Source organism: Pseudarthrobacter sp. RHLT3-21 (assembly GCF_059383495.1).
On record NZ_JBWZCI010000008.1, the window covers coordinates 57,824 to 79,330 of the forward strand.

General features: G+C 65.6%; 19 protein-coding genes. 6 read left to right on the forward strand and 13 right to left on the reverse strand.

The annotated features are described in order from the left end of the window. Positions 1–36: 36 nt before the first annotated feature. The 6 genes from AC50YA_RS10925 to AC50YA_RS10950 all read right to left on the reverse strand — a co-directional run bounded on the left by AC50YA_RS10925 (position 37) and on the right by AC50YA_RS10950 (position 6,319). Positions 37–1,461, reverse strand: coding sequence for a UDP-glucose dehydrogenase family protein (locus tag AC50YA_RS10925; RefSeq protein WP_494982308.1), 1,425 nt, complete (start codon positions 1,459–1,461; stop codon positions 37–39). Beyond that, complete coding sequence (locus tag AC50YA_RS10930) at positions 1,458–2,720, reverse strand: glycosyltransferase family 4 protein (protein WP_494982309.1); 1,263 nt, start codon at positions 2,718–2,720, stop codon at positions 1,458–1,460. Before AC50YA_RS10930 ends, AC50YA_RS10925 begins: the two co-directional genes overlap by 4 nt. Before the next feature lie 89 nt (positions 2,721–2,809). Then, complete coding sequence (locus AC50YA_RS10935; RefSeq protein WP_494982310.1) at positions 2,810–3,058, reverse strand: NfeD C-terminal domain-containing protein; 249 nt, start codon at positions 3,056–3,058, stop codon at positions 2,810–2,812. Continuing rightward, positions 3,051–4,484, reverse strand: a complete 1,434-nt coding sequence (locus tag AC50YA_RS10940) for a flotillin family protein (RefSeq protein ID WP_494982311.1) — start codon at positions 4,482–4,484, stop codon at positions 3,051–3,053. Before AC50YA_RS10940 ends, AC50YA_RS10935 begins: the two co-directional genes overlap by 8 nt. Positions 4,485–4,649: 165 nt before the next feature. Beyond that, a complete protein-coding gene (locus tag AC50YA_RS10945) occupies positions 4,650–5,522 on the reverse strand; it encodes an HNH endonuclease (RefSeq protein ID WP_494982312.1) in 873 nt (290 codons plus the stop codon). A 335-nt stretch (positions 5,523–5,857) separates the two neighbouring features. Beyond that, positions 5,858–6,319 carry a DUF4383 domain-containing protein gene (locus AC50YA_RS10950; RefSeq protein ID WP_494982313.1) on the reverse strand — a complete coding sequence of 154 codons (462 nt, stop codon included), beginning with the start codon at positions 6,317–6,319 and terminating at the stop codon, positions 5,858–5,860. A gap of 79 nt (positions 6,320–6,398) precedes the next feature. Between AC50YA_RS10950 and AC50YA_RS10955 the strand changes: the two genes are divergently transcribed. Continuing rightward, positions 6,399–7,154: a hypothetical protein gene (locus tag AC50YA_RS10955; RefSeq protein ID WP_494982314.1), complete on the forward strand. Its 756-nt coding sequence runs from the start codon at positions 6,399–6,401 to the stop codon at positions 7,152–7,154. Positions 7,155–7,226: 72 nt separating this feature from the next. Continuing rightward, positions 7,227–8,543, forward strand: a complete 1,317-nt coding sequence (locus AC50YA_RS10960; RefSeq protein WP_494982416.1) for a cell division protein PerM — start codon at positions 7,227–7,229, stop codon at positions 8,541–8,543. Between the two features lie 63 nt (positions 8,544–8,606). On the opposite strand, the gene AC50YA_RS10965 is transcribed toward AC50YA_RS10960, so the two are convergent. Beyond that, positions 8,607–9,035 (reverse strand): hypothetical protein, encoded by a 429-nt coding sequence (locus AC50YA_RS10965; protein WP_494982315.1) that lies wholly within the window; start codon positions 9,033–9,035, stop codon positions 8,607–8,609. Positions 9,036–9,074: 39 nt separating this feature from the next. Here AC50YA_RS10965 and purN point away from each other — a divergent pair, with 39 nt between their 5' ends. Continuing rightward, positions 9,075–9,656, forward strand: coding sequence for a phosphoribosylglycinamide formyltransferase (purN, locus tag AC50YA_RS10970; RefSeq protein ID WP_494982316.1), 582 nt, complete (start codon positions 9,075–9,077; stop codon positions 9,654–9,656). 94 nt (positions 9,657–9,750) lie between these two features. Here purN and AC50YA_RS10975 read toward each other — a convergent pair whose 3' ends face one another. Beyond that, positions 9,751–11,103: an MFS transporter gene (locus AC50YA_RS10975; protein WP_494982317.1), complete on the reverse strand. Its 1,353-nt coding sequence runs from the start codon at positions 11,101–11,103 to the stop codon at positions 9,751–9,753. 142 nt (positions 11,104–11,245) lie between these two features. Here AC50YA_RS10975 and purH point away from each other — a divergent pair, with 142 nt between their 5' ends. Next, a complete protein-coding gene (purH, locus tag AC50YA_RS10980; RefSeq protein WP_494982318.1) occupies positions 11,246–12,940 on the forward strand; it encodes a bifunctional phosphoribosylaminoimidazolecarboxamide formyltransferase/IMP cyclohydrolase in 1,695 nt (564 codons plus the stop codon). A 191-nt stretch (positions 12,941–13,131) separates the two neighbouring features. On the opposite strand, the gene AC50YA_RS10985 is transcribed toward purH, so the two are convergent. Then, complete coding sequence (locus AC50YA_RS10985) at positions 13,132–13,341, reverse strand: hypothetical protein (RefSeq protein ID WP_494982319.1); 210 nt, start codon at positions 13,339–13,341, stop codon at positions 13,132–13,134. Next, the gene (locus tag AC50YA_RS10990) at positions 13,325–14,293 is read right to left on the reverse strand and encodes a trypsin-like serine peptidase (RefSeq protein WP_494982320.1); all 969 of its coding nucleotides are present in this window, start codon (positions 14,291–14,293) and stop codon (positions 13,325–13,327) included. The genes AC50YA_RS10985 and AC50YA_RS10990 overlap by 17 nt, the downstream gene beginning before the upstream one ends. 243 nt (positions 14,294–14,536) lie before the next feature. Between AC50YA_RS10990 and AC50YA_RS10995 the strand changes: the two genes are divergently transcribed. After that, on the forward strand, positions 14,537–14,764 hold the full coding sequence (locus AC50YA_RS10995) for a hypothetical protein (RefSeq protein WP_494982321.1): 228 nt from the start codon (positions 14,537–14,539) through the stop codon (positions 14,762–14,764). Between the two features lie 228 nt (positions 14,765–14,992). Further along, on the forward strand, positions 14,993–17,212 hold the full coding sequence (locus AC50YA_RS11000) for an NADP-dependent isocitrate dehydrogenase (protein ID WP_494982322.1): 2,220 nt from the start codon (positions 14,993–14,995) through the stop codon (positions 17,210–17,212). A gap of 120 nt (positions 17,213–17,332) precedes the next feature. Here the strand turns inward: AC50YA_RS11000 and AC50YA_RS11005 are convergent, their stop codons facing one another. The 3 genes from AC50YA_RS11005 to AC50YA_RS11015 all read right to left on the reverse strand — a co-directional run bounded on the left by AC50YA_RS11005 (position 17,333) and on the right by AC50YA_RS11015 (position 21,331). Further along, complete coding sequence (locus tag AC50YA_RS11005; protein WP_494982323.1) at positions 17,333–17,830, reverse strand: hypothetical protein; 498 nt, start codon at positions 17,828–17,830, stop codon at positions 17,333–17,335. Beyond that, the gene (locus AC50YA_RS11010; protein ID WP_494982324.1) at positions 17,827–19,041 is read right to left on the reverse strand and encodes a serine/threonine-protein kinase; all 1,215 of its coding nucleotides are present in this window, start codon (positions 19,039–19,041) and stop codon (positions 17,827–17,829) included. Before AC50YA_RS11010 ends, AC50YA_RS11005 begins: the two co-directional genes overlap by 4 nt. A gap of 1,423 nt (positions 19,042–20,464) precedes the next feature. Next, positions 20,465–21,331, reverse strand: a complete 867-nt coding sequence (locus AC50YA_RS11015) for a hypothetical protein (RefSeq protein WP_494982325.1) — start codon at positions 21,329–21,331, stop codon at positions 20,465–20,467. Positions 21,332–21,507 lie beyond the last annotated feature (176 nt).

The window sequence follows — 21,507 nt, forward strand, 5'->3', positions numbered from 1 at the left end:
CGGGCCCTGCTTCCGATCCTCGGCGGAGTAAACGGTCTAAGAGTTACGCATTCCCGTCAGGCCGGCCCCGGAAACCTGACCCGCAAGCCGCCCGGCCGCGGCAACGACTGTGACAGCGGCAGCGGCATTGGTGCCCAGCCCGCGGACCACCCAGCCCTCCGCCTGCCAGGCAGCAGCGTCCAGCACGTTCCTGGCGTCCAGGATCACCCGCCGCCGCGCCAAAGCGCCCGCAGCGGCAGGGCTCAGGCGCCGGTATTCGTCCCACTCAGTGAGGAGGAGCACCAGCTCCGCACCCTCTAAAGCCCGCGACGTGGCGGCCTCGAACCGCAGTTGCGGATACCGCAGCCACGCGTGGTTCACGGCTTTCGGATCAGTCACGGTCACGTGGGCGCCGGCGGCTGCCAGCCGGGCCGCGACGTCCAGGGCGGGGGAGTCTCGGATGTCATCGGTCTCGGGCTTGAAGGAGGCTCCGAGGATGGTGATCGCACGTCCGGAGAGCCCGCCGCCGCACAGTTCCGCGGCCAGGGTCACTGTCCGGGTCCGCTGGCGGACGTTGATGGCATCCACCACGCCCATCCAGTCGTTGACCGGGTCCACGCCCAGCGCGGCTGCCTGGCTGCGGAGGCTGCGGATGTCCTTGGGCAGGCACCCGCCGCCGAAGCCCAGCCCGGCATGCATGTAGCGGTTGCCGATCCTCGGGTCCATGCCCATGGCCTCGCTGAGTTCGGCCACGTCCGCGCCGGACGCGTCGCACAGTTCGGAGATGGCGTTGATGAAGCTGACCTTGGTGGCCAGGAACGCGTTCGCGGCCGACTTGATCAGCTCCGCCGTGGCAAAGTTGCACACCAGACGCGGAATGCCGGCGTTCAGCAGCGGCTCATAAACGGCATCCAGCGCAGCCGTCACGGCACGCGGCGCCCCGGACTTGGGGTTGAAGGCCGCGGCGCGACCGCCCGCCACACCGTACACCAGCCGGTCCGGCACCAGCGAGTCCTTCACCGCGGTGCCCTGGCGCAGGAACTCCGGGTTCCATCCCAGCTGCACGTCCGGCCGCCCTTGGAGGACGCCCTGGAGCATATCCACCGTGCCCACGGGCACCGTTGATTTACCGACGACGACGGCGCCCCTCGCCAGGTGCGGGAGCAGCGCCCCGGTGGCGGCGACGAGGAAGGTGAGGTCGGCGCCGTCGGACGTCTTGGACTGCGGCGTCCCGACACACAGGAAATGGACCTGGGCACCGGCGGCAGCGGCGACGTCGGTGGAGAACTTGAGCCGGCCGGTGCTGCGTCCGTCGCGGAGCAGTTCGTCCAGGCCGGGTTCGAAGAAGGGGGCCAGTCCGCGGCCCAGCTGGTCCACCTTCGCGGCGTCCACATCGATGCCCACCACAGTGTGGCCCATGGACGCGAGCGTGGCGGCGTGCACCGCGCCGAGATAGCCGCAGCCGATCACCGAAATTTTCACAGGGACGCTCCTTGTTTGGTTTCGACAGGTTCAACCACCGGGCGGCGGCGTTTGGTTTCGCTCCCCACCCGCGCCCTAACCTCGCAAGCTCGGCCAGGGAACCCGGCGGGCGTGGGCCCAGGTTCAAGCACCGGTTCGCCGGTGATTACTGACCGGTAGTGACGCACCAGTTCGGCGCTGAGCACAGGCCACGTCCGGTCCTGGACCGAGGCGTGCGCTGCCGTGGCGAACGCGTGGCGCTTGGCGTCGTCGCCCATCAGGTCCATCACCCGGGCCCGGAAACCGGCCAGGTCGCCGGGCTGGTACAGCCAGCCCGTGCGGGAGTTTTCCACCAGGTCCAGGGGCCCGCCGCGGCCCGTGGCCACCACCGGAACGCCCGATGCCATGGCCTCCTGGATGGTCTGGCAGAACGTCTCGAACTCACCGGGATGGACAAAAAGGTCGAAGGAAGCCACCGCCTTCGCCAGCTCCTCACCGCCGAGGAACCCGGTGAAAACGGCGTCCGGCAGGGCTTCCTGCAGGGCGGACTTTTGGGGGCCGTCGCCCACGATCACTAGCCTGGTGTTCGGGACGTTGGCGAGGGCAGCCAGGTCCTCCACCTGCTTTTCGATGGCCAGCCGGCCCACATAGCCGATGATCCGCTCACCGCCGGGGGCAACGGTTGCCCGCCACCCGGCGTCGCGTTTTTCCGGTGAAAACCGCGCGGTATCCACACCGCGCCGCCACATGCCCACCCGCGGAATCCCGCGGCCGCGCAACTGGTTCAGCGCGAAGGTGGACGGTACCAGGGTCCGGGTGGCCAGCAGGTGGATGTTCTCCACCCGGTTCCACGCCCAGTTCTCCAGGAACGGCACGCCATAGCGGGCGGCGTAGCTGGGAACCTCGGTCTGGTAGATGGCTATGGTGGGGATCCGCAACTGATGCGCGGCCTGCGCGGCCCGCCAGCCCAGGACAAACGGCGACGCCAGGTGGACAACGTCGGGTGCGTAATCGGCAAGGATTCGCTTGACCCGGTACACACCGCCCATCGCCACTCGCACGTTGGTGTAGCCGGCCAGCGGAACGGCAGGAAGCCGGTGCACCGTCGCGCCGTGAACCACCTCGGCGGGTCCCGCGAACTCGGCGACCGCATGGGTGGACGGGGCGATGACCAGGACGTCGTGGCCCTGGTCCTCCAGGTGTTCAAGCACCCTCAGGATGGAGTGGGTCACCCCGTTCATCAGCGGCAGGAATGACTCGGCAACAATTGCGATCCTCACCCCTCCACGGTGGGCGCGGCGCCTGTCGGGGCGGGGCCGCCCGGGTTGAGCAGAGGGAAAGGTTGGGTGAACAGATCAGGGCCCGGGGGTCACCCGTCTTCGCCGTGCCGCAGCACGTCCGGGAGTTCGTCCACATAGACCGTTTGCGGCGGCTCGAAATAGATGACCAGCACTTCGTCACCGACTGCGAAGACGCTCGTCTTATCGAAGGGGTGGGCGTGGAACGCGTTGGTGCCGCCCAGGTACGGCAGCATGACCTCGCCGAGGGTTCCTGGCCCAATGCGCCCGGTCACGCGGCCGATCTTGCCGGTAAGGCTCCGGTCAACGTTCTTATGCATCGGGGGCTTTCGCGGGGCGCTTACCTTCCCGGCTGTTCTTCAGAGCCGAGGACAAAGCAGGAAGGTAGTCGCCCACCTGAGCCAGGATGCCGCCCAGCATCTTGTTGACGCCCTCGGCGCCGTTGAGCACGGTCATCTGGCCCACGTGGGAGAAAGGCTCGGCCGCAGCGGCGATGATGGCCGGCATGTTTTCGGCCAGCTGCTGCGAAATGACGGCGTCCTGGTTGGTCCCGAGTGCTTCGGCCCGCGCCTTGATGCCGTCTGCCTCGGCCAGCGCCTTGGCCTTGATGGCGGAGGCCGCGGCGTCACCGCGGGCCCTGGTGGCAGCGGCTTCGGCTTCGCCGGTGACCTTCGTGGCTCCGGCCGCGGCCGCCGCGGCAGTGGCGTTGGCCTGGGCCTGCAGTTCCGTCCGGCGGGCGTTGGCCTGGGCCTCAAGTTCCGTGCGGCGGGCCAGCGCTTCGGCGGCGCTGATGTCCGCCGCCTTCTGGCCCTCCGCGTCGGTGCGCTTGGCGTACGCCTTGGCGTCGGCGGGCTTCCGGACCGTGGTCTGGAGCTTCTGCTCCTCCCGGTCCGCCTCAAGCTTGGCCACTTCCGTTTCCTGGACGACGACATGCTGCCGCGCCGTCGCATCCGCCAGCGGTCCCGCCTGGGCGGCCTCGGCTTTGGCCCGCTCGGCGTTCGCCTGCGCCACCGACTGCCGGATGGCCGAAACGCTCTGCGCGTCCGCGATCATTGCAGCCGCCTCGGCCTCCTTCTCGGCCGCCTCACGGTTCCGCGTGGCCTCCGCGATCCGGGCCTCCATTTTGACCTGGGCGATGTGGGGCTTGGCGATGTTCTGGATATACCCCGTGGGGTCCTGCAGGTCCTTGATCTGCAGCGAATCCACCACCAGCCCCAGCTTCTCCATTTCCACTCCGCTGGCGCTGCGGACCTGGGACCCCAGCTTGTCCCGTTCGCGGATGATCTCTTCCATGGTCATGCTTCCGATGATGGACCGCAGGTGGCCCTCAAAGACGTTGTAGACCTGGCTTTCCATTTTGGGCTGCTGGCCCAGGAAACGCCTCGCCGCATTTGCGATAAACGGCGGGGCGTCACCGATTTTGTAAATTACCACGCCTTCCACAATCACCTGGATGCCCTGCGAGGTCACGCAGGAAACTTTAAGCTCCGTTTCATTCAGCGTCAGGGAAAGGGTGCGGACGGTCTGCAGGCCCGGAAATACCAGGGCGCCCTTTCCGGTGACAATCTTGAAGTCCATTCCGGCCCGGGTTTCCAAAGTTCCGCGGGTCAGGCCGGAGATGATCAGGGCCTCATTGGGCTCCGCCACTTTCCACATCAGTTTGATGGCCCCCCAAACAAAGCCGACCACCAGTATTGTCCCGATAATCGCGGCAAGAAGCGGGAAGAATGCTGATAGATCCGGCATGACGAGGTCCTTTCGCGCGTGCGGAACAGGCCTCCCAGGAAAGCCCCAATAATGGCAGCTGCTCAGGCCCTGCCGATATTGCGTGTCGCCAATTCCGGCCAGCTGAAGCTGTTGTAGACAGTCTGGTTGGCGCCTGCCCAAGAGTCCAGAGCGAGGGCTGTTTGATTATTTGCCGAGGATCTCGCGGGCAACCCGCTGGGCCTCGATCTCCTCAGGGGCAACGGTGGTTCCGCGGAGGAAGCCGGCGGTGGCCATGATTTGCCGCAGTTCGGCTTCCGTGCGCGGCGGGGTCACCCCGTGGTGGGCCATGGCGTGGCAGTTGGCGCAGAGCGGAACCAGGTCCGTGAGCGGATCCAGCTGGTAGCCGCCGCCGAGTTGGGCCGCCGGCACCACATGGTGGACGTCGATGAAGTCTTTGCCGAGCTCCCCGTACGCCAGCTCGAAGGAGAACCCGCAGGCCGCGCAGTTTGTGCCGCGGTGCGCAATGCAGGCCCGCCGCGCCACGGGGTCGTGCTCGTAGCGGTTGGCGGTGACACGCACGACGGCGGTATCGGGGTACGTGCCGGGCACCGGTTGGGTTGGGTCTGGTCCTTGCCCCGGCCCGTGAGCGGCCCAGAGCGCCCGGACCGCGGCTTCGTCGCGGGACTCCAGCGCCATGCCCTCGGTTTCGGCGCTGTCCCACGCGACGTCGGGTACTGCTTCGTCGAGGAACGCGGCAGGCACCTGATCGCCCAGGGGGAGGAGGGTGTCAAACGCCACCTGCACGATGAATCCCGCGTGGTCCGAAGTAGCTGCGGGTTCCGGCTGCGCTGGTTCTTCGGGCTGCTCCGCCTGTTCCGAAAGAACCACGCCATGGCCGATCAGGCCGGGACCCTGCGCTCCCAGCACGACCAGCCAGACGTCCGTGCCGGCGGCAACGCTCCGGCCCAGGTTCCAGGGCTCCAGTCGCAGGCCGGTCACAGCGACCTGTTCAACAACAGCCGCGTAGTTCCAGCGGTTCCAGCGGGCCGGGTCCCAGCCGAGGATGATGGCGCTCATGGGCCCATTGTTGCAGGCTCCATGGCCCCTGCCGCCTTTGGCGCGAACGGACACTTGAGGCCCGGATTTCCAAGCGCGAACTGGCAGCTAATACCCTCAAAACCGAGTTTTGAGGGTATTAGCTGCCAGTTCAGGCCAGAGGGTGGGCCATCATTACCGTACGTCCGCGCCCGCAAGCCGCGCACCGTCAGAGCCCCGCGCCGCCGGCGGGCGCAAAAAAGCCGGTGCAGCTGCTCGCGGAACGCGGCAACTGCACCGGCCAGTAGGACGAATATTCAGAACTTATGGATCATTTCTCATTCGCGGCTCCTGTTTCCCGGCTTGTCACTTCCGGGTTATTTCCTGTCGCTGGCCATTTTGCGGGACAACAGCCAGCCACCAGCGATCATCACTATGCCCAGCACCAGGTGGGTCCAGTTGTCAGCCATGTTGAACGACAGGAAATTGGCCGCCGAATCAACTCCGACACTGAGCCCGAAAATGCTGAGGACGATGTACAGCGCACCGGCGCCCAAAAGGAAATTGCGCGCGCCGTTGTCGGTCCGGGACATTGCCCAGCCAGTGGCGCCGATGGCCAACTGCACAATATTGAGCAGCATGGACACCTGGAACAGGCCAAGGAACATCGCATGGGAATCAGGTCCCAGGAACATCAATTCGCTGTACTGAGTGGTGACGCCGGGGATAAAGCCCAGGACGCCCACCAACAACAAGACAATACCTGCTCCCATGCCGGCATTCTGGACGTCTGCACGTCCGAAATGAACGCCGTGTGCATGTGGGGATGCGGTAGTCATTTTTTCTGCCTCCAACCACTGATTGCGGACATTCCAAGTTTACGGCGGACGTGTGAAAAAAGCGCCGGATCCAGCCCGGATGGGGACTTCTGCCCAACGACAGAATGAGGGCTTTCTGCTGGACTGGGACCACTATGCGATCCTTGCCACTCCTCGCGCGGCTGCCCTTGTGCTTCTCGCCACCGCCTGCAGCGTCACGGTCCCGGAGGGCCGGGCACCGGCCGTCGGCGCACTGCTGGTGAGCGACCCCCAGGAGGTGCCCGGACAGGCAGAACGCCCGACGACGGCGCCCTCACCTTCCGCGGCTGTCCCGCCGCCGTCGTCCGCTGCCTCGCCTGAACCTTCGCCGGGCACGTCGCCTACCGTGTCGCCGGGAACGCCCGCGGGCCGGCCCCTGAACCGCGCGGAGGAGCTCCTGCCCAAGGTCAACGTGAAGCCGTGGCGGGCCACACTGCCGGTGGTGGTGCAGTCGGTGAACAAGGACATGCAGTGCTCCATCGGAGCCGAAGGTGCGGCGTGCCACCTCCTCAGCGATGTGGCGCCGCGGCCCGCCGACATCAAGGGCCAGTGCGCCGGCCTGAGCCAGTACTTCGGCGGCTATGCGGTGGTGACGGTGGACGGCGGTGCGCAATACGGCCTGTGCGGGGACGGCCTCTCGCCGATGGAAGCGGAGACGGTGGCCGGCCCCACGTTCCCCGGACCTTGGATTGAGGACGGGCAGACAGTGCGGATCGGCAACATGGTGTGTTCGCGGGAGCCGGGCCGGATGGTCTGCGCGCATCTCCGCACCGGTCACGGATTTATGATCAGCGTGGCGGCCTACGAACTCTGGTGAGGCAGCTCTCGCGGGGATAATAAGCCTGTCGAAGCCCGGTCCGAAGGCCCGGCCGTGACACCATGGGACACGATGAAACTGCGCGCTGATCAGACCGGAGACCGTGGCCTTCCCATGCCCTTGTGGCTGCAGGGAGGCCTCGAAACGGCGCAGGCTGCCATCATCTCCGCGCTCCTGGTGGTGGTTCCCATCGTGGCCGTGTGGGCCACCGCGGGTTTCCAGAACACCGCCTTTGATGTCCTGGCACGCCTCGCCGGCCAGGGCTGGCTGCTGATTCACGGCGTGCCGCTGCAGCTCGCCGTCGTGTCCGGTGAGGCTGGTGCGGCCGCCAGTTCAGGCTCCGGCCTGCTGACTCTGGTGCCCCTCGGCCTGACCCTGATTCCGTTCCTGCTCGCCTGGCGCGCGGGGCGGCGCCTGGCCCGGGCCTCCTATACGGACCAGCTGTGGCAGGCGCTGCTCGGATCCTGGGTGGTCTACTCGGCGTTCGGCGCGGCCACCGGCTTTGTGTGCCGCACCGCCGACGTCGTCATTAATATCTGGTTCGCGATGCTGATCCCGCTGATCCCGTTCGCCCTCGGCATGGTGATCGGCGCCCGCCGCGAGGCAGGTTCGTGGAGCCGGCTGATCGGCGTCGACGCGGTCCACTGGATCTCTCGCACCAGCCAGCATTCGCGCTGGGCCGGCTCGTATTTGGGCTCTGCGGCGAAGGCGGGCTGCGTGGCACTGTTGGCGGCGCTTGCGCTCGCAGGTGTGCTCCTGGCGGTGGACCTCTTTATCCACTGGAACCTGGTGATTGCTGTCTATGAAGCGCTCGACGCCGGCGCGGTAGGGGGTGCGGCGCTCACCATTGCGCAGCTTGGGTATCTGCCCAACCTCCAGGTTTTTGCGCTGGCGTGGGTCTCGGGGTCAGGCTTCGCCATGGGGGTGGGCTCGCAGGTGGGTCCGCTGGGCACCGCCACCGGGCCGCTGCCGTCCATTCCGGTCTTCGCCGCGATCCCGTCAGGGCCGCTGGACTACGGGTTCGTGGCCCTGGCGGTGCCGGTCGTGGCGGGGATCCTGGCCGGCTGGTGGTTCCTGCGCGAAGGCGAAAACCACTTCGATGAGTGGCTCTCCATCAAGATGGACGTGCGCTGGTTCACGGCCACGGTGTCCACACTTGCCCTCGGCGCGCTGGTCGGGGTTGTAGCCGGGCTGCTGGCCGCCGGACTGGGCTGGCTGGCCCGCGGCTCCGCCGGCCTCGGACGCCTGACGTCCATAGGACCCGACCCCTTGTGGCTGGGACTGTGGATTGCCGCGGAGGTGGGCATCGGCGTCGTGATCGGTTACGCTGCCGGACCGTGGCTGGAACGCCAGCAGCACGTGGAGCAGGAAGCGGAACTGACCCGCTAGTTTTTCGTGGCTGTTGCTGCTGCCGGTGGGGCTGTTCCTGTTGGGGTTGCTACGGAGGGGTTGCTACGGGAGCCCCGGGAGCGAGTTTTCCAGGTGGACCCGGCAGTTGGAGATCGCCTGGTCCGTGATGGCTTGCCGCGAGCAGGTCTGGAAGTCCTGGACCTGGCGGAAAAAGAGGGCCGTCGCCAGGATGACCAGCAGCAGGATCAGCGAGACAACGAGTCCCGAGATGGTGCCGAACAGGACCAGCTTTGACTCTTTGAGCCTGGCCGACCGGACCAGCAGGAGGATGCCCAGCACAAAGCTCGCGGCCGTCAGGATGCCGGTGAGCCAGAGGTAGCTGACGTCGAGCTGGTAGACGAAGAAGGCGCCCAGCACGGTGAGAATGAAGATCCGGAACAGGTTGCGGGTTTTGGTGAGCGAGCCTTTGGCGGCCTCGCTGAGCGGCTCTTTGGTCCGCTGTTGGCCAGCCGGGTCCGGGATGTTGTTCATGTTTTCCAGCCTACGCGAGCGTGCCCATAAGCTAGACCCATGCGCATCGTAGTCCTCGTTTCCGGTACCGGGTCCAATCTCCAGGCAGTCATCGACGCCGTTACGTCAGGGGAGCTGGACGTCGAAATCGTCGCGGTGGGTGCCGACCGGGAGGGGACCTACGGCGTCGAACGCTCCTCAGAAGCCGGGCTGGAGACGTTTGTGGTCAACTTCAACTCCTTCCCCACACGTGATGAATGGGATGCCGCGCTGACGGCCCGCGTCGCTTCCTATGCCCCGGACGTGGTGGTCTCCTCAGGTTTTATGCGCATCGTCAGCGCCGACTTCATTGCTGCTTTCAACGGCAAATACCTCAACACCCACCCGGCCCTGCTGCCTGCTTTCCCCGGCGCGCACGGTGTCCGCGATGCCATGGCCTACGGTGTGAAGGTCACCGGCTGCACGGTGCACTGGGCCGACGCCGGGGTGGACACCGGGCCCATCATCGCCCAGGAAGCCGTGGCGATTGAACCGGGCGATACCGAGGAAAGCCTGCACGAACGCATCAAGGTGGTGGAGCGCCGCCTCCTGGTCAACACCCTGGCAGAACTGGCCCTCGCCGCGACCTCAAAGCCCGTCTAATTTTCTCGATGCTCTATCACTTACGGTCGTTCTGAGGGCTCAGAACGACCGTAAGTGATAGAGCATTCGGAGGAGGAAAGGGCGACGGCGGGGGCTACTCGAGGCGGCGCAGCTTGGTCTCGGGGGAGAAGAACGCCATCCACAGGACAGCCACCAGCACCAGCCCGCCGGCCAGGGCGAAGGACGTGGCCAGGCCCAGCTCGGGCCAGAAGTAGTTCGCAAATATGAGCGGCCCAAAACCAGCCCCCAACCGCGAGAACGTTGACGCCCAGCCGAAGCCGGTGCCGCGGAGCTCGGTCGGGTACAGCTCAGACACATACGCGTAGAGCACGGGAATCGCTATCTGCACCACAAAGCCGAACACCAGCAGCCAGAACACCGCGGCGGTGGGGATGTCCACCACCATCGCCACGATCACCAGGGTCAGCGCGGACAGCGGGCCCGTGATGGCAAGGATCCATTTGCGGCCCACCCGCTCCACCAGCAGCGCTGCCACAACGACACCCAAGAGCCCAACAGCCGCCATGGACGCCGTGGTGACAAACGCCTTGTACTCGGCGAAGCCCGCGCCGATCAGGATCCGCGGCATCCACGTCAGGGACAGGTAGTAAACCAGCAGGATACTGAAGAAGAGGGCCCAGGCCGTGGCCGTGATCTTCCAGTTGAACTGCCACACCAGCCGCAGCTGATGCCAGGCACTGCCGGCGGAGAGCCGCGGGACCTCCTGCGCATCGGGCAGGCTGTAGGCGCGTCGTTCGGCGCCGGTTGCAGCCACGAGGGCGTCGATGACCTTGGCCGCTTCCTCGCGGCGGCCCTTGCGGATGAGGAACAGCGGAGACTCCGGAACGCTGCGCCGGACCCAGAACACGAGGAGGGCAGGCAGCACCATCACCAGCATGGTCAGCCGCCAGTCGCCGAATACTGCCACGAGGCCGGCTGACACAAAACCGGCAAGGGCTGCACCCACCGGCCACCAACCGTCCATTGCGGTGAGGACTTTCCCGCGCTGCTTACGTGGTGTGAACTCACCCACCAGCGCGTAGTCCACCGGAATGCAGCCGCCCAGGCCGAAACCGGCCATAAAGCGGAACACACAGAACCAGATGAAGTCGGGGGAGAAGGCGCCCAGGACGGTGAAGAGGGAGAAGATCAGCAGCGTGGCCGTGAACGCCTTCTTCCGCCCGATCGTGTCCGCGATGGTGCCCCATACAAACGCACCCAGGGCCATGCCCATCAGGTTGGCCGTACCTACCCAGGCCACTTCGCCCGGAGCCAGCGCCCAATGCGTCGAGAGCAGCGGGATGAGGATGCCGTTAAGCGTCACGTCCCAGGCATCGAACATAAAGCCGAGGCCGCCGATCACGAAGATCCTGCCCTGGACTTTCCAACGCCAGGGCAGTTCCTGGACCACCTGTTCGCCGCTGGGCACAGTGGTGTAAGTATTCATCGCAGCCTCCTGGGAAAACTCTAACCGTGCCCACTGACGTTCACACTGCTGCCGGCAAGCGGGGCAACGCGCACAACACGATAAACTGGGCCTATCCCCACCAACCGCGGCACTGTTCCGCGAGATCAGACGGAGACTTTTTGTGAGCGTCACGCAGCCTGACCGTGTATCCATCGACCGTGTTCCCATCCGCCGGGCGCTGATCTCGGTTTACGACAAGACCGGTCTGGAGGAGCTCGCCAAGGGCCTGCACGCAGCCGGCGTGAAGATCGTCTCCACCGGTTCCACGGCCAAGAAGATCGCCGCGGCCGGCATCCCGGTCCAGGAAGTCGAAGAAGTCACCGGTTCCCCGGAAATGCTGGACGGCCGCGTCAAGACGCTGCATCCGCGCGTGCACGGCGGCATCCTGGCGGACCGCCGCGTCCCCGCGCACATGGAAACCCTCGCCGGCATGGAGATCGAAACCTTCGACCTGGTGGTGGTGAACCTCTACCCGTTCGTTGAGACCGTGAAGTCCGGCGCCGCGCAGGACGACGTCGTTGAACAGATCGACATCGGCGGCCCCGCCATGGTGCGCTCGGCAGCGAAGAACCATGCCGCCGTCGCCATTGTTGTGGACCCCACGTTCTACGGCTCCGTGGTCACCGCCGCCGCTGAGGGCGGCTTTGACCTGAAGACCCGACGCCGGCTGGCCGCCAAGGCGTTCGCGCACACCGCGTCCTACGACAACGCCGTGGCCACCTGGACTGCCAGCCAGTTCCTGGATGAAGACGGCGACGGCATCATCGACTGGCCTGCCTACGCCGGCCTGTCGCTGGAGCGCTCCGAGGTCCTCCGCTACGGCGAAAACCCGCACCAGCAGGCCGCGCTCTACGTGGACAAGGCAGCCCCGGCCGGCATCGCGCAGGCGGACCAGCTGCACGGCAAGGCCATGAGCTACAACAACTTCGTCGACGCCGACGCCGCCCTCCGCGCCGCGTTCGACTTCGCTGAGCCCGCCGTCGCCATCATCAAGCACGCCAACCCGTGCGGTGTGGCCGTCGGTGCAGCGGACGCTGCGGACCCGATCGCCGATGCCCACGCCATGGCCCACGCGTGCGACCCCGTCTCGGCCTTCGGCGGCGTCATCGCTGCCAACCGGACGGTCACCGCGGCCATGGCCCAGACCGTTGCCGGCATCTTCACCGAGGTGGTCATCGCCCCGGACTTCGAGCCGGCAGCCGTGGAGATCCTCTCCAAGAAGAAGAACATCCGCCTGCTGGCCCTGCCCGAGGGCTACGACCGCTACCCGGCCGAAATGCGCCAGGTTTCCGGCGGTGTCCTGGTGCAGATGAGCGACAAGGTGGACGCCGACGGCGACAACCCCGCCAACTGGACCCTCGCCGCCGGCGAAGCCGCTGACGAAAAGACCCTCGCGGACCTCGCCTTCGCCTGGACCGCCTGCCGCGCGGCAAAGTCCAACGCCATCCTGCTCGCCAACCACGGTGCCGCAGTGGGCATCGGCATGGGCCAGGTCAACCGACTCGACTCCTGCAAGCTTGCGGTCGAGCGCGCCAACACGCTGGGCGTTTCGGTGGAGTCCGACGTCGAAGGTGCCGGCGGTGCAGCTGGTCCGTCGACAACGGAGGCGAGCGTTGCCCCTGAGCGTGCACGCGGCGCCGTGGCGGCCTCCGATGCGTTCTTCCCGTTCGCTGACGGCCTGCAGATCCTGATCGACGCCGGCGTCCGCGCCGTGGTTCAGCCCGGCGGTTCAGTCCGGGACGAAGAAGTCATCGCCGCCGCCAACGCGGCCGGCATCACGATGTACTTCACGGGTGCGCGCCACTTCTTCCACTAGGCGACCCTTCCATCGGTTGCTCCCCACCGGCACCCTCACCTCGCAAGCTCGGCCAGGGAACCCTGCCGGCGTGGGCCCAGAGCCCTTTTGACCTCTGAAAACGGCGCTGTTGGAGCAGTCGATGGTGTTGGAAACGTCGACGGCGCCTGTCTCCGCTGAGGGGACAGGCGCCGTCGGGCCTTAAGGGGCACCTAGGAAGGACGTGGTGCCGGGTCCGCGCCCCGCTGCATGAGGCGCGGACCCCCTTCCGGAAGCCGAAGCTCCCGGGGCTTGGCATCCGCCATCCGCTGCTTCGTCCAGTACTCGAGGATCTCCTCGTGGGTCTGGTCCGATTCGCTGTGGCTGACGGATCCGTTCGCGGATTCCTCGTCAGGCGAGGAGTTCCTAGGCGACCGCTGCATAGTTGTACGCATCCTGGATGACCGTGCCCCAGTACGGCCCGTACATTACGGCCGACCTGTTGTAGCCGTAGCTGTTGATCGAGTTCTGGACGCCGTCCGAGCCGCTGCCGATGAACCACGGGCCGCCGGAGGAACCGCCGGTCATGTCGCAGGGGATGCCCTGGGTATTGAACTGCGGGTTGTTGGTGTCATTGGTGGCCGTGCCGGTGCAGCTCCAGAGGGAGGTGCCGTTGAACGGAGATGCCTGGGGGTATCCGTAGGACTTGTAGGTCAGGCCCCGCGGCTGGTTGAAGGCCACACCCGAGGCGCCGACGACATCCTCCAATTTCACCCCATCTTGGCGCGGGTTCACGACGGCGAAGCCGGTGTCGTAGGTCATGTCACCGTTGGCGGTCCACTGGGTGGGGGCAAAGAGCTTCGTGGCGGTCCACGTGCCGTATGGAGCGTTGCCGTTGTCGTACGCCGGGATGAACGCGAAGTTGGTGACGAACGCGCCGGGCCCTTCGTTGACGCAGTGTCCAGCGGTGGCCACCGTGCTCTTGTTGGCAGAGGAGACGGCGTTGCCGGAGCAGACGTAGTTAGTGGTCCCGATGCTGAAGAAGACCTTGCCGATGTGGTCCACCGCCGTCTCAAGCTTGGCAATGGTGGGTTTGCCCTTGGTGGCCGTCACCTTGGTGGAGGATCCCTTTTCCACTGAACTGGCGCTGGAGGTGTTGCCTCGTTCCACTGCCTTGTCGGCCAGGACGTCGCCCGGAATCGCGGCGAGCATGCGGTCAGCGGTCCAGTAGTCGGCCGTGCCGGTGCTGTCCAGCGTTGCGCTGGTAATGGATGGTGCCGACTTGTCGCCCGACGCCGATGGGGCAGCTGTTGCACCAGCGGCGCCAACCAGCGCCAATACGGCTGCTGCGGAAAGGCTCATGAGGCTGGCAGCCAGAGACCTGGTACGCGTCATTTTTGTCCTGTCTGAACGAGGTGGAGGCGGGGCTCCAGTATGCCGCCGCGTGACCCATGTAACCTATCGAGACATGACAAATTTGTAAATAGTAGTGACGCCTCGAGTATGGTCCGCAACACGAAGGGGATCGGCTGGAATCGGTGTGCCGCTATGGTCAAAACCGTTGCCGAAGGGTATTTTTCTCTATACAGTGACTTGTCCGATCTGGGCTCCGGACTCTCAGCGAATTGGGGTCCCCTCGTGATTGCTTTCTGGAAGTCCGCCAAAAGGTCCGCCGTCAACGGCAGGCATGTTACAGCCGACGGTGGCGGCCAAAGTGCTTCCCCGGACATCGAGGCCTACGCCGCAGCCCTGCAACTACGTGACGTCGACCCTGTCCATTCGTTCACAGCCACCGAAGAGCTGCGCCGTCAGGACCCCAAATACGTCCAGCTCTGGCCCAGTGACATACCCCACAAGCGGCGCTGACCGGATCCTCACCTGCGCCGTTGGCTCCCGGAGGTAAAGCGCGACGGCGGCTGGCCGCCCGGGGCGCGCACCGCCGTCGGGCGTTCTCCCATGCCCCAATCCGCTGTAATGCAGGGCCGCCCGGCCGCCCCGGTACGGTCCAAAGCCTTGTCCTCAGGTAAGTTAGGGGGTGGTGAAATAGAACAAAATTTCCAAAAAATCAGCCGACCTCCAGGGAGACGCCCGCGCATGTCCAAGATTATCTATACCCACACCGACGAAGCGCCGATGCTGGCTACTTATTCGTTCTTGCCGATCATCGAGGCGTTTGCTTCGACCGCAGGTGTGGAGGTGGAGACCCGTGACATTTCGCTCGCAGGCCGCATCATCTCCGTGTTCGGTGACTACCTCACCCCGGAGCAGCAGATCGGTGACGCCCTTGCTGAACTCGGTGAACTGGCAAAGGCCCCGGATGCCAACATCATCAAACTGCCCAACATCAGCGCTTCCATCCCGCAGCTGAAGGCCGCAGTCGCCGAGCTCCAGGGCCAGGGCTACAACCTGCCCGATTACCCGGACAACCCCTCCTCGGACGAGGAAACGGCCGTCCGCTCCCGCTACGACAAGATCAAGGGTTCGGCCGTGAATCCGGTCCTGCGCGAGGGAAACTCGGACCGCCGTGCGCCGCTGTCCGTCAAGAATTACGCCCGCCAGAACCCGCACTCCATGGGTGCCTGGTCCGCGGATTCCAAAACCAACGTGGCCTACATGACGGCTGACGACTTCCGCGCGAACGAGAAGTCCGTGGTGATCGGGTCCGACGGCACCATCGCCATCCAGCTGGTCCGCGAAGACGGTTCGGTCAAGGTCCTGAAGAAGGCCTTCCCCGTGCTGGCCGGTGAAGTCATCGACGGCACTGTTATGCGCGCCGCTGCGCTGGACGAGTTCCTGGCAGCCCAGGTAGTCCGCGCCAAGGAAGAGGGCGTCCTGTTCTCCGCCCACCTGAAGGCCACCATGATGAAGGTCTCGGACCCCATCATCTTCGGCCACGTGGTGAAGGCCTACTTCTCCGAACTGTTCGAGACCTACGGCAAGCAGCTCACCGCCGCCGGCCTGAGCCCCAACAACGGCCTGGCCGCCATCCTGAGCGGCCTCGAGGAGCTGCCGGAGGACGTCCGTGAAGGCGTGAAGGCGCTCATCCAGAAGGGCCTCGACGACGGCCCCGCCCTGGCAATGGTGGACTCGGACAAGGGCATCACCAGCCTCAACGTCCCCTCCGATATCATCGTGGACGCCTCGATGCCCGCCATGATCCGCTCCTCAGGACACATGTGGGGCCCGGACGGCAAGGAAGCCGACACCCTGGCGGTCCTCCCGGACAGCTCCTACGCCGGGATCTACCAGGTTGTTTTGGACGACTGCCGCGCCCACGGCGCCTTCGACCCCACCACCATGGGCACCGTCCCGAACGTAGGCCTGATGGCCCAGGCCGCCGAGGAATACGGCAGCCACGACAAGACGTTCGAGATCCAGGAAGCTGGCGCGGTGCAGATTGTAGACGGTTCCGGCGCCGTACTGATTGAACACGAAGTTGCTGCCGGTGACATCTGGCGCGCCTGCCAGGCCAAGGACGCCCCCATCCGCGACTGGGTCAAGCTGGCCGTCACCCGCGCCCGCGCCTCCAATACGCCCGCAGTGTTCTGGCTGGACGAGACCCGCGCGCACGACCGCAACCTCATCGCCAAGGTCAACGAATACCTTAAGGACCACGACACCGAGGGCCTGCAGATCGAAATCATGTCCCCGGTGAAGGCCACGGCCTTCACCCTGGAGCGCATCCGCAAGGGCGAGGACACCATCTCCGTCTCCGGCAACGTGCTCCGCGACTACCTCACGGACCTGTTCCCCATCCTGGAACTTGGCACCAGCGCCAAGATGCTTTCGGTTGTTCCGCTGATGAACGGTGGCGGACTCTTCGAGACCGGCGCCGGCGGATCTGCCCCCAAGCACGTCCAGCAGCTGCTCAAGGAAAACCACCTGCGCTGGGACAGCCTGGGCGAGTTCCTGGCTCTCGCGGTCAGCTTCGAGCACCTGGCCACCACCACGGACAACGCCCGCGCGCAGGTCCTGGCAGACACCCTGGACAAGGCCACGGGGACGTTCCTGCTGGAAAACAAGTCCCCGAGCCGCCGCACCGGCGAGCTGGACAACCGTGGCAGCCACTACTTCCTCGCCCGCTACTGGGCTGAGGAACTGGCCAAGCAGACAGAGGACGCGGAGCTGGCGGCCTCGTTCGCGGCTGTGGCCAAGGAATTGTCCTCCAACGAGGACACCATCGTCGGCGAACTGGCCGCGGTGCAGGGCTCAGCGGTGGACGTCGGCGGTTACTACCGGCCGGACGAGGCCAAGGCCTCGGCCGTGATGCGTCCGTCCGCCACACTGAACAAGGTCATTGCGACCCTGAACTAAGCGGCTCAGAACGCAAAGAGGCGGCGCCCCGGGAAACCGGGACGCCGCCTCTTTCATCCAGTCGACCCATGGGATAAAGCGCGGGTGGGTTAAAACCTGGCCTTGCCGTGCGGCTGCCCGTCAGCCGTCGTCGTTGCCTTTGCCTTTATTTCCTTTGCCTTGATCAGACGACGGAGATGCCGGTGCGGGCGCCACCTTCGCGGCCTGAGCTGCAGCGGCGTCCGCCTCTGCCTGCTTTTGTGCCGCGGCCGCGTCCTCTGCGGCCTTCGCTGCTGCGGCGTCGGCTACGGCCCTGGCCGCCGTCAGGTCTGCGCGGACAGCAGTGGCGGCCGCCGTGATGCTGCGCCGGCGTTCCTCCGAAACCTGTCCGTTCCCCACGGCGGACGCAAGATCGGCCTCGAGGCCATCCAGGGCTGCCAGTCCGCCGGTCAGGTCAATGACGGCCGCAGCCTGGCTGACGCCGAGGACCCTTTCCTGGAGTTGGCTGGCGGTATCACGTTGCAGGCCGGTCCCGGCGGGACCACACCCGGCCACGGAACCGGCGAGCAGAAGTGCTGCTGCAGCCGTCAGGCCTTTGGCAGCTGCGGCACGCCAGCGGTCATTTTGTGGACGACTCATGGTTCCACGCTCTCCTGGAGTTCCTTGAGATGGTCACCCAAGGTGCCGGTGACGGCAGGGTAAGGAACGACGTCGGGCGTTGGCTGAGGTGCCAGGCTGAAGGTCAGCGCCGTTGCGGCTGCTCCAGCGGCCAGCAAGCCCAACACGGTGACCGTCCAGAACCGCTTTCCGGCGTGGCGGAGACGGGACAAGTCGGGGACCCCGCCGCGTGCGTCGGAACCGCGGGTGACGTCCGGTTGGCTCGTGCCGGCCCGGTCCACAGGCAAATCTGATTCAGCGGTGATGGCGATGGACGGCGGCCTGAACGGCATGGCCGGTAGCACTCGGGTGGTCTCCGGCGCGAACTCACCCGGCGCGGACACCGGTGACACCAGGGCCTGACGCAGGACGGATTCAACGTCGGCCGCGGCAGGACGTTCCAGCGGTTCGACGGCAGTCATGGAGCGGATCAAGTCAGCCCACTCCGCAGGCAGGTCAGCCGGGATCTCCGGTGGGCGGTGCAACCTCGCCACTGCGGATTCAACCGCGCTGCCCGGGAACTCAACGGTCTGCTTGACGCATTCCAAGAGTACCAGACCCAGCGAGTAGATATCAGTGGCGGGCGACAAGGGGGAACCCATGGCCTGCTCCGGACTGAGATACGCGGCCGTGCCCACCATGGTTCCCGTGGCGGTCAGCCGGGCTGAATCCGCGATCCTGGCGATGCCAAAATCCGTGAGTTTGGGCCGCAAAGGTTCGCCCGGACGGATCTGCACCAGCAGGATGTTCCCGGGCTTGATATCACGGTGGATGATGCCCAGGCTGTGCACGTAGGCCAGTGCGTCAGCAACGCCTGCCCCGATGACTGCAAGCTCGTCCAAGGGAACTGCACTATGCCTGATCCGGCTGCGGAGGTCCTGCCCCTCCACAAGTTCCATAGTCAGGAACGGGCGAGGTTCGTCCAGGACGCGCGTATCGATCCCTGCGTCGAACAGCGTGACCAGGCTGGGATGGTTGAGCGTTGCCAGCAGCTGGACTTCGGCTTCCTGGCGCTTGAGCTCATTGGCATCCGGCTCCTGTGGAGCAAAGAGTTTCAGGGCGACGTCCCTGCCCAGGTTTTCGTCCCGTGCGCGGTAGACGGATGACATGCCGCCGCGGCCGATCACCTCTGCTAGCCGATAGCGCCCGCCGAGCACGTCATTCCTGATAGAGCTAGGCGAATCCGCCACCATGACCAGTTCCTCCCGGTGCGCTGCGGCACTATTCTTCCTCAATAATACCGGCCAATAAAGGATCCATGAAGCAGTCTGCCGGCATGCCGACGGCCCGGCAGAGAAGTCATGGGGACCTTCTCAGCCGGACCTTCGGTCACAAGGACAAGTGCTGGTAGTTGAGCTCTCCGGTGGCCACCTCCTCTGGGAAAGGCTGGCTAGGCCGCGAACGGCGGAGCCGGTGCGTTGTCGGTTCTAGGCGTGGCGGTCTGCTGTGTGCGGGGTCCGCTTATGCCTTCCGGCGCCGCTTGAGCATCAGCAGCCCGGCAAGCAGCAGGACGAGTGCCACGGGGATCAGTGAAGCATCCATGCCCGTCTTGGCCAGAGTGGTGGTGCCGCCCTGGCCTGTAGTGCTGCCCATGGTGTTTACGGCCGCAGATACCGAACCGGTGGTGGTGCCGGCGGGAACAACGGTGATACCGGTCGTGTCTGATCCCGTGGTGCCGGTAGCCCCGGTAGCCCCGGTAGCCCCGGTAGCCCCGGTACCCGGGTCCGTGGTGTCCGTACCGCCTGTCGTGCCTGTTCCCGGGTCCGTGGTGTCCGTGCCCGGCGTTTCTGTACCCGGGGTTCCACAGCCATCGGTGCCGCCGCCGACGACGACGCATGCATCAACATCAACATTCACGTCATCAAGGATGCCGGAAGTGTCCAGGCCCAAGTCGACGTCAACCGCGGCATCGAGGCCGCCGTCGGTGCCGCCGAGGACGCCATCACCCAGGCCGAGACCCAGGTCAATGTCGGCTACGACGTCGGCGGTGGTGCCGTTGCCGTTCGTGCCGCCGAGGTTGATGTCGACCACTGCGGCGACGTCAGCGGTGGTGCTGTCCGTGCCGGTACCACTTGTGCTGCCGAGGAGGTTGTCCCCGAGGTTGACGTCGACCACTGCGGCGACGTCGGCAGTGGTGCTGTCCGTGCCGGTACCACTTGTGCTGCTGAGGAGGTTGTCCCCGAGGTTGACGTCGACCACTGCGGCGACGTCNCCGAGGTTGACGTCGACCACTGCGGCGACGTCAGCGGTGGTGCCAGCCCCGCTGCCGTTGGTGCTGCCGAGGAGGCCGTTGCCGAGACCAAGGCTGACGTCGACTACAGCAGCGACATCCGAAGTGTCCGACTGCGTTGGGCCACCCAGCAGGCCCAACGACGTCGTGTCAACGGATGCCGCGGCTGAGACCAGGGCGGATGCGGAAAGGTCCGGTCCGTTCGTTGTGTCCGCGGCGCTGGCTGCGGTGGCGCCGAAGGCCAGTAGCCCGCCGGCAAAGAGGGTGCTGAGCAGCCCCCTGCGAAGGTTGCAATTCATGATGATGTCTCCTGAGAAGTTGATGTGGGGCGCTGGTCAGCGCCTTGAGGCCGTGTTCTGCCCATGAAGAAGGGCAGGAGGGCTCAACTAGTCAGGAGAGGAACCGGGGTCGAATGACACCGGTGAAGGGGCGTGCTCAGATGATCCGCTGATCGGGAAGGATCCCGTGTGCGGCAGGTTGAAATCGAACTCTTCCAGCCACGCAGCCGAGCCTGATGGGCCGGAGGGCGAAGCGCCGCTCCCTGCTCCCGAGGCAGGTCCTGCCGGGGCCGGAGCCGGAGGCGTGGAAGGATCGGCTGTCAAGGGGCCTTCTGCCGCAGCTGCGTGCATTTCCGTGCCGGCCGGGACCGGCAGCGGCGACATTCCATTGACATTAAGCAAGTTCTCGGAAGCGCAGGGGGAGTCTGCGGTGGCATCAGCCGTGATGTGGCCTGCAGCAGCGGTTGCTGCACCTGGCGCGCCCGTGACGGTCGAGAGATCGCCGGCAACGGCAATCTCTTCAAGCGGCAGCAGCCCGGGCAGCGTGACCGGTGAGGACGGAACAGTCGTATCTACAAGATCCAGTACGGGCCGCAACACAGGCGCAAGAACGGGTGCGGCATCGGTGAGTGGAGGGGCAATGGTCTCAACCAGCTCATCTGCGGCCGTATCCACCGCTGCGGCAACCGGGACAGCCAAGGCCGTGACGGTGCCTGTCACACTGCCCACTATGGGCTGCAGGAGCCCGGTAGGTGAAGTAGCCGGCCACGCCGCATCAAGAATGGGAGAGACGGCACCGGTCGACGGTGCTGTCTGGGATGAAGCGGATGACGTGAGGCCGCCCAGCAGGGATCCGGAATCTCTTGAAGAGTCTGCCGTTGCGGCGGAAGCGGAAAGCGTCAGCCAGGTAGCGGTCACCGCACCTGCGAGGAGAAGCGGCCGGAGCGCACGCCACGGCGAACGAACTGTAGCCATGCGTACCACCCCCAAGTACCGTTGAGACCTACGGTTTCATCAGCGTAAGACTCCCGCGTGTAGCAAGTCTAGGGAAATGGAAAATAAATCCAGCAAAATTACTAATTTGTCACCCGATCATCGATAACGATGATAAAACTGTCAAACGTGTTTACAAAAAAGTCACAGCCGTGAGG